The sequence below is a fragment of the Pseudomonas oryzihabitans genome (assembly GCF_007665395.1).
In the GTDB taxonomy this organism is placed as follows: Bacteria; Pseudomonadota; Gammaproteobacteria; order Pseudomonadales; family Pseudomonadaceae; genus Chryseomonas; species Chryseomonas psychrotolerans_C.
In genome coordinates, this window is record NZ_VDND01000004.1 from 276,424 (window position 1) to 289,466 (window position 13,043).

11 protein-coding genes are annotated in these 13,043 nt (G+C 66.0%); 7 read left to right on the forward strand and 4 right to left on the reverse strand.

What is annotated here, in order from left to right; translation table 11 throughout:
• Positions 1–31 precede the first annotated feature (31 nt).
• Entirely contained in the window at positions 32–742 is a 711-nt protein-coding gene (locus tag FSV73_RS11320) for a copper resistance protein B (RefSeq protein ID WP_145007743.1), read from the forward strand.
• A 717-nt stretch (positions 743–1,459) separates the two neighbouring features.
• On the opposite strand, the gene FSV73_RS11325 is transcribed toward FSV73_RS11320, so the two are convergent.
• The 3 genes from FSV73_RS11325 to FSV73_RS11335 form a co-directional block, all read right to left on the reverse strand.
• Positions 1,460–1,825 carry a PilZ domain-containing protein gene (locus tag FSV73_RS11325; RefSeq protein WP_145007745.1) on the reverse strand — a complete coding sequence of 122 codons (366 nt, stop codon included), beginning with the start codon at positions 1,823–1,825 and terminating at the stop codon, positions 1,460–1,462.
• A gap of 145 nt (positions 1,826–1,970) precedes the next feature.
• Positions 1,971–2,609 carry a response regulator gene (locus FSV73_RS11330; RefSeq protein WP_145007747.1) on the reverse strand — a complete coding sequence of 213 codons (639 nt, stop codon included), beginning with the start codon at positions 2,607–2,609 and terminating at the stop codon, positions 1,971–1,973.
• Positions 2,606–3,979 (reverse strand): cache domain-containing protein, encoded by a 1,374-nt coding sequence (locus FSV73_RS11335; protein WP_145007749.1) that lies wholly within the window; start codon positions 3,977–3,979, stop codon positions 2,606–2,608. Before FSV73_RS11335 ends, FSV73_RS11330 begins: the two co-directional genes overlap by 4 nt.
• 308 nt (positions 3,980–4,287) lie before the next feature.
• Here FSV73_RS11335 and FSV73_RS11340 point away from each other — a divergent pair, with 308 nt between their 5' ends.
• The 4 genes from FSV73_RS11340 to FSV73_RS11355 all read left to right on the forward strand — a co-directional run bounded on the left by FSV73_RS11340 (position 4,288) and on the right by FSV73_RS11355 (position 8,139).
• Positions 4,288–6,345, forward strand: coding sequence for a carbon starvation CstA family protein (locus FSV73_RS11340; RefSeq protein WP_145007751.1), 2,058 nt, complete (start codon positions 4,288–4,290; stop codon positions 6,343–6,345).
• 11 nt (positions 6,346–6,356) lie between these two features.
• Positions 6,357–6,560 carry a YbdD/YjiX family protein gene (locus FSV73_RS11345; RefSeq protein WP_145007753.1) on the forward strand — a complete coding sequence of 68 codons (204 nt, stop codon included), beginning with the start codon at positions 6,357–6,359 and terminating at the stop codon, positions 6,558–6,560.
• Positions 6,561–6,761: 201 nt separating this feature from the next.
• Positions 6,762–7,754, forward strand: a complete 993-nt coding sequence (gene yjiA / locus FSV73_RS11350; protein ID WP_145007755.1) for a GTPase — start codon at positions 6,762–6,764, stop codon at positions 7,752–7,754.
• A 205-nt stretch (positions 7,755–7,959) separates the two neighbouring features.
• Entirely contained in the window at positions 7,960–8,139 is a 180-nt protein-coding gene (locus FSV73_RS11355; RefSeq protein ID WP_145007757.1) for a hypothetical protein, read from the forward strand.
• Here FSV73_RS11355 and FSV73_RS11360 read toward each other — a convergent pair.
• Entirely contained in the window at positions 8,136–8,612 is a 477-nt protein-coding gene (locus FSV73_RS11360; RefSeq protein ID WP_145007759.1) for a DciA family protein, read from the reverse strand. The two genes, FSV73_RS11355 and FSV73_RS11360, sit on opposite strands and share 4 nt — an antisense overlap.
• A gap of 235 nt (positions 8,613–8,847) precedes the next feature.
• On the opposite strand from FSV73_RS11360, the gene secA reads away from it, so the two are divergent.
• The gene (gene secA, locus FSV73_RS11365) at positions 8,848–11,589 is read left to right on the forward strand and encodes a preprotein translocase subunit SecA (RefSeq protein ID WP_145007761.1); all 2,742 of its coding nucleotides are present in this window, start codon (positions 8,848–8,850) and stop codon (positions 11,587–11,589) included.
• A gap of 188 nt (positions 11,590–11,777) precedes the next feature.
• Complete coding sequence (gene argJ / locus FSV73_RS11370) at positions 11,778–12,995, forward strand: bifunctional glutamate N-acetyltransferase/amino-acid acetyltransferase ArgJ (RefSeq protein ID WP_145007762.1); 1,218 nt, start codon at positions 11,778–11,780, stop codon at positions 12,993–12,995.
• Positions 12,996–13,043: the final 48 nt, after the last annotated feature.

A 13,043-nucleotide genomic window follows, 5' to 3' on the forward strand; every position in this document is an offset into this window, starting at 1 on the left:
TCGGGCGCTTCCATGATCCCGGATAACCGCCATGCCTCGTCTACTCCCGCTCTCCCTGTTGTTCGCCGGTCTTGCCACCTGTGCCCTGGCCCAGGCGGCCGATCCCAACGCTGCCGCTCCGGCCAGCCTGGAAGTGGACCAGCTGGAATGGCAGCATGCCGACGAGGGCAGCGTCTTCAACTGGGACCTGGAAGGCTGGGCCTTCGGCGGCGGCGCCAACCGGCTGGATTTTCGCAGCCAGGGTGAACGCACCAACGGCCACACCGAGCAGGCCGAGGCGCAGGCGCTCTGGGGGCACGCCCTGACCAAGGGCTGGGGCACCGTCGCCGGCATCCGCCAGGACTTCAAGCCGGGCTCGCCGCAGACCTGGGCCGCCCTAGGCATCCAGGAGCACGATCCCGAAGACCTCGACGTCGAGATCACCGCCTTCTTCGGCGAGAACAACCAGACCGCCCTGCGAGTCGAGGCCGAATACGACTGGGAATTGACCCAGCGGCTGATCCTCCAGCCCCATACCGAACTCAACTTCTACGGCCGCAACGACGAGGCCCGCGGCCAGGGCGCCGGCTTCGCCGAGAGCGAAGCCGGACTCCGGTTGAGATACCAGGTGACTCCCGAAGTGGCGCCCTATGTCGGCGTCTCCTGGAACGCCACCCACGGCAACACCGCCGCCATGGCCCGCGAAGAGGGCGAAGACACCCACGACGCCCGCCTGGTGGTGGGTCTGCATCTGGAGTTCTAGTACTTAGGCACCCTTGGGCTTCACCGCACTCAACCTGGCTTACGATGACCGTAGGTTGGGTTGAGACGGCTCCATCGTCGAAGCCCAACAGGGCAGCGTTGAATCCCAGGCACCGTTGGGCTTCGCTAACGCTCAACCCAACCTACGGGTGCCGACCCCAGATGTAGGTTGGGCTGAGACGGCTCCATCGTCGAAGCCCAACAGGCCGCGTTGAACCCCGGGCGCCGTTGGGCTTCGCTAACGCTCAACCCAGCCTACGGGTGCCGGCCCCTGGTGTAGGTTGGGTTGAGACGGCTCCATCGTCGAAGCCCAACGGGCAATCTTGAACCCCGAGCGCCGTTGGGCTTCGCTAACGCTCAACCCAACCTACGGGTGCCAACCCCTGGCGTAGCTTGGGTTGAGACGGCTCCATCGTCGAAGCCCAACAGGGCAACCTTGAACCCGGGCGCCGGTGGGCTTCGCTAACGCTCAACCCAACCTACGGGTGCCGGCCCCTGGTGTAAGTTGGGTTGAGACGGCTCCATCGTCGAAGCCCAACAGGGCAGCCTTGAGCCCGGGCGCCGTTGGGCTTCGCTAACGCTCAACCAACCTACGGATGCCGGCCCCTGGTGTAGGTTGGGTTGAGACGGCTCCATCGTCGAAGCCCAACAGGGCAACCTTGAACTCCAGGCATCATTGGGCTTTGCTTTCGCTCGACCCAACCTACCCATGCCTCGCTTACCGCGCGCCCAACGCCGCCAGTTCGCGCTCCAGCAGCGTCTCGTCGCCGAGGTTCAGCTCCACCAGCCGCCGCAGGTGGCTGATGGAGTCCAGGTCGATCTGCCGGCAGGCGAAGGCCAACTGGGCCGGGGTTTCCCGTACCAGCTCCACGTCCATGGCCACCTGGGTCTCGTCGTTGAGCAGGATGCGCAGCTGATAGCTCGCGCTCGGTTGCGCCGTCCAGTCGGCAGGGCGGGCCAGCAGCACGCCCTTGAGCGAGATGTCGTCCACAGGGGCGGCCCACTGGCGTTCACCCTGGTGCAACTGCGCGGGTGCATCGAAGGTGAAGCGGGTAAAGCGGCGACGCTCGGTGGTGTCGTTCATGGACTGGCTTCCTGAGGTTTCCTGATCACTGTAGACGACAGCCGTCGCCCCGTATCGACTTCTCGCGCGAGGGTAGCCGGCCCGGCGCCAGGGGGCCAGAGCGAGACGGCTCGTCGGTCGCCTGGACGCGAGCAGTGGCCAGGCGTCAGCGGCGGATGCCGTCTTCGGCGCGCCAGCCGTATTCCCGCGCGTGCCGGACCAGATCGGCCGGCTTCTGGATATCCAGCTTGCGCCGGATGCTCAGGCGATGGGTTTCCACCGTGCGCACGCTGAGTTGCAGCTGCTGGGCCATGGCCTTGTTGTTGAGCCCCTGGGCCATCAGCAGCAGCACCTGGCGCTCGCGCGGGGTGAGGTCCTGCTCGCTGGCGCCGCCTTCGCCCAGGCGGGCGGCGATGGCAGGGCTATAGAAACGCCCACCCACCGCCAGCGCCTCGACGGCGGCGATGATCTCTTCGGAAGGGGCGTCCTTGAGCACATAGCCGGCGGCGCCGACCCGCAGCGAGGTGCTGACGTACTCGCGGTTGTCGTACATGCTCAGGATCAGCACCCGGGCACGCGGCGCGCGCGCGGAGATCTGCGCGGTCAGCTCCAGGCCGTTCATGTCCTTGAGGCCGATGTCCACTAGCAGGATATCCGGATCCAGCGGCTCCAGCAGGTCGAGTGCTTCCTCGCCACTGCTGGCCTCGCCGACCACCGCGAAGCGTTCGATGGTGCCCAGCAGCGCCCGGACCCCGGCGCGGACCAGGGCATGGTCGTCGACCAGGACGATGCGGATCGGCGTCATGTCGGGCTTTCCTCGTCGGCGGGGAGGTCGGAGCGTAGCAGAACCACGTCTAGGGTCGTGCTGCCAGGGCCGGACTGGATGGCGCACCGGCCGCCGAACAACTCCACCCGCTCGCGGATGTTGCGCAGGCCGATCCCGCCACTAAGACGGTCCACCTGGCCGGTATCGAAGCCACGACCGTCATCGTGCACGGCCAGGCAGATCCAGCGGCCGCGCCGTTGCAGGTCGAGGGTCACGTGCTGGGCGGCAGCGTGACGCTCGATGTTGGTCAGGGCTTCCTGGACGATGCGAAACAGGGCGACGTCCAGTTCGCCGCCCGCGGGGCTGTCTTCCAGGCCCTGCCGGTAGTCCACGGCCAGCCCACTGCGCTGGCGGAACTCTTCCACCAGCTGGCCCAGCGCGGCGGGCAGGCCGAGGGTATCCAGCAGCGAGGGGTGCAGGTCGTGGGAGATGCGCCGGATCTCGCCGATGGCAGCGGCCAGGCGCTGGGTGCCCTCGCGCAGGGTCTCGCCGGCGCTTGCCTTGCCTGCGCCCAGTTCGCGATTGGCCAGTTCGAACTGGAACTTGATGGAGACCAGCAGCTGGCTGATGCCGTCGTGCAATTCCCGCGACAGCCGAGATCTTTCCTCCTCCTGGGAGGTGATGAGTCTCTGGGTCAATTGCTTGAGCTTGCGGTCGGCCAGGCGGTGCTCGCTGACGTTGAGCGTCAGCCCACCGGCGAACACCAGCAGCACCGCCACCAACGCAACCCCGGCGCTGGCCAGCAGGGTAGTGCGGACACCCGCGGCCACGTCATGGCGTACCTGGGCGAGGGCGGCGTCCACGTCGTCCAGGTAGAGGCCGGTGCCCAGCACCCAGCCCCAGCGCTGCAGCTGGGTCACGTAGGCCAGCTTTTCCGCCATCTGGCCGCTGGAAGGCTTCTGCCAGCCGTAGCGCTGGAATCCATCACCCTGGCTGGCGCTGTGCAGCAGCGCCTGGATCACCAGCAGGCCATTGCCGTCGGTCAGTTGCCAGAGGTCCTGGCCGACCAGCTCCGGCTGGCGCGGGTGCATGAGGTTGCGCCCGTGCTGGTCGTAGACGAAGAAGTAGCCGTCGTTGCCGAAGTTCAGGCTGGCCAGCAGCGCCAGCACCCTGGCCTTGGTCTCCTCGTCGTCGCGGCCGCTGCCGTACAGCGGCTGGATGGCGCTGACGCCCATCTCCACGTAATTGCGCAGCTCGGCCTTCTTGCTGCCGAGGATGCTGTGTTCGAGCAGGTGCGCCTGCTGCTCGCCAAGCCGCTGGCTCTGTTCCAGCACCACCAGGCAGACCGCCGCCACCGCCAGCAGCAGGGGCAGGATGCCAAGGGCGACCATCTTGTATTTGAGCTGCATCGGCACCTGTCCGGGCTGGCCGCTACGTAGAACTACGTAGCGGGCCTTGGGTAGTTCTGCGAATTTCGCTGTCGCGTCGCGCCGCCGATAGTAGTATTGCTCCGCTGTGGGCTCCCAGAGCCCGTTCAAAGACTGCTGCGCGTCGGCCAACCTGCGTTGAAAACGGCTTCGGAATGCTCATTTACCCTACGTAAATTCCGCTTCCTCAGCCATTTTCGCCTTGTTTGGCGCTAGCTCGCGAGCCTTTGAACAGGCTCTTACAATAACAAGTATCGCCGCGGCCACTGGTGCGCGGCAGGAGAACAAGAATGACCCGAATGGCCAGCCATCTTGCCTGGTTCGCCGTCGCCGTACTGGGCGCCTTCGCCCTGGGTACCGTGGCGCTGAGTCGAGGCGAAGCGATCAATGCCCTCTGGATCGTGGTCGCCGCCGTGGCGATCTACCTCGTCGCCTACCGCTACTACAGCCTGTTCATCGCCACCAAGGTGATGGGGCTCGACGCCAAACGCGCCACGCCGGCGGTGCTCAACAACGACGGCCTGGACTACGTGCCCACCAACAAGCACATCCTCTTCGGCCACCACTTCGCCGCCATTGCCGGTGCCGGTCCGCTGGTGGGCCCGGTGCTCGCCGCCCAGATGGGCTATCTGCCCGGCACCCTCTGGCTGATCGCCGGGGTGGTCTTCGCTGGTGCGGTACAGGATTTCATGGTGCTGTTCCTCTCCACCCGTCGCAATGGCCGCTCCCTGGGCGACATGGTGCGCGAGGAGATGGGTCGCATCCCCGGCACCATCGCCCTGTTCGGCTGCTTCCTTATCATGATCATCATCCTCGCCGTGCTGGCGCTGATCGTGGTCAAGGCCCTGGCCGAGAGCCCCTGGGGCATGTTCACGGTGATCGCCACCCTGCCGATCGCCATGTTCATGGGCGTCTACATGAGGTACATCCGCCCCGGTCGCATCGGCGAGATATCGCTGATCGGCGTGGTGCTGCTGCTGGCCTCCATCTGGGCCGGTGGCGTGGTCGCCGCCGATCCGGTGTGGGGCCCGGCCTTCACCTTCACCGGCGTGCAGATCACCTGGATGCTCATCGGCTACGGCTTCGTCGCCGCCGTGCTGCCGGTCTGGCTGGTGCTGGCGCCGCGTGACTACCTGTCCACCTTCCTCAAGATCGGCACCATCATCGCCCTGGCCATCGGCATCCTGGTGACCATGCCGATGCTGAAGATGCCGGCCCTGACCCAGTTCGTCGACGGCACCGGTCCGGTGTGGAAGGGCACCCTGTTCCCCTTCCTGTTCATCACCATCGCCTGCGGCGCGGTGTCCGGCTTCCACGCCCTGATCAGCTCGGGCACCACGCCCAAGCTGATCGCCAAGGAAACCCACGCCCGCTACATCGGCTATGGCGCCATGCTGATGGAGTCCTTCGTCGCCATCATGGCCATGGTCGCCGCCTCGGTGATCGAGCCGGGCGTCTACTTCGCCATGAACAGCCCGGCCGCCGTGGTCGGCGCCGACGTGGTCTCGGTGGCCGCCAAGATCAGCACCTGGGGCTTCGTGGTGACGCCCGAGATGCTGCAGGCCACCGCCACCGAGATCGGCGAGCACACCATCCTGGCTCGCGCTGGTGGCGCCCCGACCCTGGCCGTGGGCATCGCCCAGATCATGCACAACGTGCTGCCGGGCGAGAACACCATGGCCTTCTGGTACCACTTCGCCATCCTGTTCGAGGCGCTGTTCATCCTCACCGCAGTGGACGCCGGTACCCGCGCCGGACGCTTCATGCTGCAGGATTTGCTGGGCAGCTTCGTCCCGGCATTGAAGAAGACCGACTCCTGGACCGCCAACGTCATTGGCACCGCCGGTTGCGTCGCCCTCTGGGGCTGGCTGCTGTACCAGGGTGTGGTCGATCCGCTGGGCGGCATCAACACCCTCTGGCCGCTTTTCGGCATCTCCAACCAGATGCTCGCCGGTATCGCCCTGATGCTGGGCTCGGTGGTGCTGATCAAGATGAAGCGCCAGCGCTACGTCTGGGTCACCCTGGTGCCGGCCGTCTGGCTGCTGATCTGCACCACCACCGCTAGCCTGATCAAGCTGTTCGATAGCAATCCGGCGGTCGGCTTCCTGGCCCTGGCCAAGAAGTACAACACCGCCCTGGCCCAGGGCCAGGTGATCGCGCCGGCCAAGAGCCTGGAGCAGATGCAGCACATCGTCTTCAACGCCTATACCAACGCCACCCTGTCGGTGCTGTTCCTGGTGGTGGTGATGAGTATCCTGTTCTTTTCCATCAAGGTCGGTCGCGCTGCCCTGGCCAAGCCCGAGCGCAGCGACCGCGAGACCCCCTTCCAGCCGGCCGCGGGCGTCTAAGGAGAATCCTCATGTTCAATGACCTGGGACGCCTGGGCAAATACCTCGGGCAGGCCGCCAAGATGCTGGTGGGCATGCCCGACTACGACACCTACGTCGAGCACATGCGCGGCAAGCACCCGGACCAGCCGGTGATGAGCTACGAGGCCTTCTTCCGCGAGCGCCAGGAAGCGCGCTACGGTGGTGGCAAGTCCGGCGCCATACGCTGCTGCTGACCCAGGGTCACCATCGGAACCTGTTCACGATCTGCTGCGCGTCGGCCAAACGGCGTTGAAAATGCCTTCGGAATGCTCATTTACCACTCGTAAACTCCGCTTCCTCAGGCCTTTTCGCCTTGTTTGGCTCTAGCTCGCGAGATCGTGAAAAGGTTCCAAGGCCGGGCTCCACGCCCGGCCTCTTTCTGTCTGGAGTCTTCCATGCGTGAACCCATCCCCGTCACCGTTCTGACCGGCTTTCTCGGCGCCGGCAAGACCACCCTGCTCAAGCACATCCTGCAGGCCGAGCACGGCCTCAAGATCGCCGTGATCGAAAACGAATTCAGCGCCCTGGACGTCGACGGCGAACTGCTCGAAGACGCCGGCGCCGTGCAACTGATGAAGGTGGCCAATGGCTGCGTCTGCTGCACCGGCAGCAAGGACCTGGCCTACGCCCTGACGGTGCTGCTGGAGCGGCTGGACAGCGGTGAGCTGGACTTCGAGCGCCTGGTGGTGGAATGCACCGGTCTCGCCGATCCCGGTCCGGTGGCCCAGACCTTCTTCACCGACGAGCTCCTGCGCGAGCGCTACCTGCTCGACGGGGTGCTGACCCTGGTGGACACCGTTCATGCCAGCGAGCAACTGAGCGATCCGTTGCTGCAGGCGCAGATCGGTTTCGCCGATCGCCTGCTGCTGACCAAGCTCGACCTGGCCGAGCCGGCCGCCGTCGAGGCGCTGGAGAATCGCCTGCAGCGCATCAACCGCCGCGCGCCCATCCGTCATGTCGATCATGGGCGCATTGAGCTGGCCGAGCTGCTGGACATCCGTGGCTTCAACCTGCACGACGAAGACCTGGCTGCGCCGACCCTGTTCCGCCCGCTGCGGCCGGTGTCCGAGGCCGTCAGCCTCGGCGAACGTATCCACTCCATCGCCATCCGCGAGCCGCGTCCCTTCGACCAGGCCAAGATCAGCGGCGTGATGGAGATGCTGCTCGATACCCTCGGCGGCGACCTGTTGCGCTACAAGGGACTGCTGAACATCGCCGGCGAGGAGCGCCGCCTGCTGTTCCAGGGCGTGCAGCAGATCTATGCCGCCGATTGGGAGCGCGACTGGGCGCCGGACGAGGTACGCGAGAGTCGCGTCGTGCTGATCGGCATGGACCTGCCGGAAGAGCGCATTCGCGCCGCCTTCGAGCGGGCGGTGGCGCGCACCTGAGGCAGGCTGGGTCAGCAGCAACGGGTTCCAGGGCGGTCGACTAGGGCGGCGGAGCGGCTGAGCTCAGGGTGCGGTCGATAACGGCTCAAAACCTTGCCTCAGCGGTTTCGGTGCTATTTAAGGCGGCGTTAAGGATGCCGGGTTGATAACCTCGGATGGGGCATAACGCCACCGAACGAACCATCCCTCACCGAGGATTCTCTGCATGCTGCTGCTCTGGCAAGCCTTGGCCACCGGTGGCCTGATCATGCTGGGCGCGTTGCTGATCGATCTCTGGTTGCCGCACCGGGAGACGCGCGCGCGACGCTGGTGGCGGCGGGTCGCCTATTTCGGACTGGGCGGTCTGGCCGGCATCGCCGGGCGGCTGTTGGTGGGCTCGCCCTAGGCGTCGCCGTCCGCGGCAGGGGCCTTGGGCGCCGCGCGGCTGGCCAGGCGTTCCAGGGCGGCCTTGAGCCCCGGGTCGCGGATCCCGGCCGCCACTTCCCTGAGACTTTCGGCGCCCACCTGGCTGACCTGGCGTGGCGGTCTGGAGCGCGTGGCGACGCCCGGGCTGGGCTGCATCTTGAATTGCAGACGCAAGAGGCCGGCGAATTCCGGCGCCTGTTGCAAGAGCCGTAGCAGGCGGCGCTGCTGGTAGCGCAGCCGCGTCGCCCAATGGGCATCGTTGACCACCAGCAGCAAGGTGCCGTCGCGCCAACTGGCGACCCGGCAGTGCGGGCGGGCGGCCGGCTGCAGTTGCTCTTCCAGCAACTGCTGCAGCCGACCCAAGCGTTCGGCTTCGCGAAACAGCCCCTTGAGCGGCTTGGCCTGGCGCAGCAGGGCGGCGGGAGCGACGGCGGGGAGCGGGCGAAAGGCCATGCGCAGGACTCGCGATGGGCGGAGGGGAGGCGCCGATGGTAACAGATCGCTCTGGCGTCCTGGCGGCCGGTACCCCCGTCGTTCTTTCCTCATCGGCATTTCCGAGTAGAATGCCCGATTACCATTGCGGGACATCGCGGGTTTCAACCCCCACGCCCAGGCGCCTGGCCAGACTCTGCAGAGGCCTTGTCGCCCGTTTCGCACCCCTCATTCCAGCGGAAGAATTCCAGTCGATATGTTTGCGCCTTTGTTGAAGAAATTCTTTGGAAGCAAGAACGAACGAGATGTCAAACGCCTAGGCAAGGTCGTCACGGCCACCAATGCGTTGGAATCCCAGATTGCCTCCTTGAGCGACGAGCAACTGCGCGCCAAGACCGAGGAATTCAAGCAGCGCGTGGCCAAGGGCGAGTCCCTCGACGTGCTGATGCCCGAAGCCTTCGCCGTGGTCCGCGAGGCCGGCAAGCGGGTCATGGGCATGCGCCACTTCGATGTCCAGCTGATCGGCGGCGCCGCGCTGCACGAGGGCAAGATCGCCGAGATGCGTACCGGCGAGGGCAAGACCCTGGTGGGCACCCTGCCGGTCTACCTCAATGCCCTGTCCGGCAAGGGCGTCCACGTGGTCACGGTGAACGACTACCTGGCCCGCCGCGACGCCAACTGGATGCGGCCGCTGTACGAATTCCTCGGCCTGTCGGTGGGCATCATCCTGCCGTTCCAGCCGCCGGAGGAAAAACGCGCCGCCTATGCCTCGGACATCACCTACGGCACCAACAACGAATTCGGCTTCGACTACCTGCGCGACAACATGGCCTTCAGCATGGCCGAGAAGTACCAGCGCGAGCTGAACTTCGCCGTGGTCGACGAGGTGGACTCCATCCTCATCGACGAAGCCCGGACCCCGCTGATCATCTCCGGCCAGGCCGAGGACAGCTCCGAGCTGTACCAGAAGATCAACCTGCTGATTCCGCGGCTGCAACGGCACATCGAGGAAGAGGAAGGCAATCCCACCCAGGTCGGTCACTACACCATCGACGAGAAGACCCGCCAGGTGGAGATCACCGAGCTGGGTCACCAGTTCATCGAGGAGATGCTCACCGAGACCGGCCTGCTGGCCGAGGGCGAGAGCCTCTACTCCGCGCACAACCTGGGCCTCTTGACCCACGTGTTCGCCGGCCTGCGCGCCCATACCCTGTTCCATCGCAACGTCGAGTACATCGTCCAGCAGGACCAGGTGCTGCTGATCGACGAGCACACCGGCCGCACCATGCCGGGCCGGCGCCTCTCCGAAGGCCTGCACCAGGCCATCGAGGCCAAGGAAGGACTGCCGATCCAGCCCGAGAGCCAGACCCTGGCCTCGACCACCTTCCAGAACTACTTCCGCCTCTACAACAAGCTCGGTGGCATGACCGGTACCGCCGACACCGAGGCCTTCGAATTCCGCCAGATCTACAACCTCGACGTGCTGGTCATCCCGACCCATCGCGCCGTCGCCCGGAAGGACTTCAACGACCTGGTCTACCTGACCCAGGCGGAGAAGTACCAGGCCATCATCGAGGACGTGAAGCAGTGCCAGGCCGAAGGCCGTCCGGTGCTGGTGGGTACCGCCTCCATCGAGAGCTCCGAGTACGTCGACCAGCTGCTGACCCAGGCCGGCATCGAGCACAAGGTGCTCAACGCCAAGTACCACGAGCGCGAAGCCGAGATCATCGCCCAGGCGGGTCGTCCGGGCGCCGTGACCATCGCCACCAACATGGCCGGTCGCGGTACCGACATCCTGCTCGGCGGTAACTGGGAAGTGGAAGTCGCGGCCCTGGAGAATCCCACCGAGGAGCAGATCGCCGCGATCAAGGCCGCCTGGCAGGAGCGCCACAAGCAGGTCATCGACGCCGGTGGCCTGCACGTGATCGCCTCCGAGCGCCACGAATCGCGCCGGATCGACAACCAGCTGCGGGGCCGTGCCGGTCGCCAGGGCGACCCGGGTTCCAGCCGCTTCTACCTGTCGCTGGAAGACAGCCTGATGCGCATCTTCGCCTCCGACCGGGTGAAGAACTTCATGAAGGCCCTGGGTATGCAGGGCGGCGAGGCCATCGAGCACCGCATGGTCACCAACGCCATCGAGAAGGCGCAGCGCAAGGTCGAGGGTCGCAACTTCGACATCCGCAAGCAGCTGCTGGAATACGATGACGTGGCCAACGAGCAGCGCAAGGTGATCTACCACATGCGCGATACCCTGCTGGCCAACGAGGACGTCGGCGAGACCATCAAGGGCTTCCGCGAGGAAACCCTGACCCAGGTGATCAACGAGCACATCCCGCCGCAATCGCTGCCCGAGCAGTGGGACATCCCAGGCCTGGAAGCCGAGCTGTACAGCGTCTTCGGCCTGCAGCTGCCGATCGCTCAGTGGCTGGACGAGGACGACAAGCTGTACGAGGACACCCTGCGGGTGAAGATCCTCGAGCAGCTCGAAGCGGCCTACATGGAAAAGGAAGACATGGCCGGTCGCGAGGCACTGCGCAACTTCGAGAAGCAGATGCTGCTGCGGGTGGTCGACGACCTCTGGAAGGACCACCTCACCACCATGGACCACCTGCGTCATGGTATCCATCTGCGCGGCTACGCCCAGAAGAATCCCAAGCAGGAATACAAGCGCGAGTCCTTCACCCTGTTCCAGGAACTGCTGGACAGCATCAAGCGCGACACCATCCGCGTGCTGTCCCACGTCCAGGTACGCCGCGAGGACCCGGCCGAGGAAGAGGAGCGCATGCGTCGCGAGGCCGAGGCCCTGGCCGAGCGCATGCAGTTCCAGCACGCCGAAGCGCCGTCGCTGGTCGATCCCGAGGTGATCGGGGAAGAGGCGGGTGAGGACACCGTGGTGCCCCTGCAGCCCCAGCGCAACGACCAGAAGATCGGCCGCAACGAGCCGTGCCCCTGCGGTTCCGGCAAGAAGTACAAGCAGTGCCACGGCAAGCTCGACTGAGTGCTTGCCAGTGCCGCCGTGGCGACGGCCACCTGTCGGCATAGCCGCCGACAGGTTGTAAACTCCGCTCGCTAGGCTGTTTGCGCCCCTTGCCCAGCATGGGCGAGGCTGGCGCTGGAATCCTGATCTCCACGCCGCGACCGGTTTTCCGCTCGCGGCGTTTCCTTTTCTTTCACTGGAGTTTTCCCATGGCTGTCGGTCTCGGTCCGCTCTCCACGCTGCACCCGGTTCCCGGTTTTGAACTCGGTATCGCCTCCGCCGGCATCAAGCGCCACGGGCGCAAGGATGTGGTGGTGATGCGCTGTGCCGAAGGCTCCAGCGTGGCGGGGGTCTTTACCCTCAATGCCTTCTGCGCCGCACCGGTGATCATCGCCCGCCAGCGCTTCGCCGGCCCGGTGCGCTACCTGCTGACCAACACCGGCAACGCCAACGCCGGTACCGGCCAGCCCGGCCTAGCCGCCGCCGAGCGCACCACCAAGACCCTGGCGACCCTGGCCAGCGTCGGCGAGGAGGCGGTGCTGCCGTTCTCCACTGGCGTGATCGGCGAACCGCTGCCGGTGGAGAAGATCGAGGCTGCTTTGCCGGCCGCCCTGGCCGATCTGGCCGAAGACAACTGGGCCGCTGCCGCCAGTGGCATCATGACCACCGACACCCTGCCCAAGGGCGCCAGCCGCCAGTTCCAGGTCGACGGGGTGACCGTCACCGTGACCGGCATCAGCAAGGGCGCCGGCATGATCAAGCCGAACATGGCCACCATGCTGGGTTACGTCGCCACCGACGCCAAGGTCTCCCGTGAGTTGTTGCAGGACCTGCTGGCCGACGCGGCCAATCGTTCCTTCAACCGCATCACCATCGACGGCGACACCTCCACCAACGACTGCTGCATGCTGGTCGCCACCGGTCGCGCGACCATGGCCGAGATCACCCAGCCCAGCGGCGAAGCCTTCGAGCAGCTGCGCGAGGCGGTGTTCTCGGTGTTCGCCGAGCTGGCCCAGGCCATCGTCCGTGACGGCGAGGGTGCCACCAAGTTCGTCACCGTGCAGGTCAACGGCGGCGGCAATGCCCAGGAGTGCCTGGACGTCGGCTATGCCGTGGCCCATTCGCCGCTGATCAAGACCGCGCTGTTCGCCTCCGATCCCAACTGGGGCCGCATTCTCGCCGCCGTCGGCCGCGCCGGGGTGCCCGACCTGGACGTCAGCCTGATCGACGTCTTCCTCGGCGGGGTGCAGATCTGCCAGCAGGGCGGTCGCGCGGCGAGCTACACCGAAGAGCAGGGTGCGCGGGTCATGGCCCAGGCGGAGATCGAGATCCGCATCGAGCTGGGGCGCGGTAGCCACCAGGAGACCATCTGGACCACCGACCTGTCCCATGACTATGTGAAGATCAACGCCGAGTACCGTACCTGACCGGCCGCTCTGAGCGGCGCTGTGGCGTGCGGCGAGCCCGCACGCCTG

Bases quoted from the DNA above. Each gene is read 5' to 3' on its own strand.
- FSV73_RS11360 (WP_145007759.1), bottom strand. From the start codon at position 8,612: ATGGCCTTTCGCCCGCTCCCCGCCGTCGCTCCCGCCGCCCTGCTGCGC.
- argJ (WP_145007762.1), top strand. From the start codon at position 11,778: ATGGCTGTCGGTCTCGGTCCGCTCTCCACGCTGCACCCGGTTCCCGGT.
- FSV73_RS11325 (WP_145007745.1), bottom strand. From the start codon at position 1,825: ATGAACGACACCACCGAGCGTCGCCGCTTTACCCGCTTCACCTTCGAT.
- FSV73_RS11335 (WP_145007749.1), bottom strand. From the start codon at position 3,979: ATGCAGCTCAAATACAAGATGGTCGCCCTTGGCATCCTGCCCCTGCTG.
- FSV73_RS11355 (WP_145007757.1), top strand. From the start codon at position 7,960: ATGCTGCTGCTCTGGCAAGCCTTGGCCACCGGTGGCCTGATCATGCTG.
- FSV73_RS11345 (WP_145007753.1), top strand. From the start codon at position 6,357: ATGTTCAATGACCTGGGACGCCTGGGCAAATACCTCGGGCAGGCCGCC.
- secA (WP_145007761.1), top strand. From the start codon at position 8,848: ATGTTTGCGCCTTTGTTGAAGAAATTCTTTGGAAGCAAGAACGAACGA.
- FSV73_RS11330 (WP_145007747.1), bottom strand. From the start codon at position 2,609: ATGACGCCGATCCGCATCGTCCTGGTCGACGACCATGCCCTGGTCCGC.
- FSV73_RS11340 (WP_145007751.1), top strand. From the start codon at position 4,288: ATGACCCGAATGGCCAGCCATCTTGCCTGGTTCGCCGTCGCCGTACTG.
- yjiA (WP_145007755.1), top strand. From the start codon at position 6,762: ATGCGTGAACCCATCCCCGTCACCGTTCTGACCGGCTTTCTCGGCGCC.
- FSV73_RS11320 (WP_145007743.1), top strand. From the start codon at position 32: ATGCCTCGTCTACTCCCGCTCTCCCTGTTGTTCGCCGGTCTTGCCACC.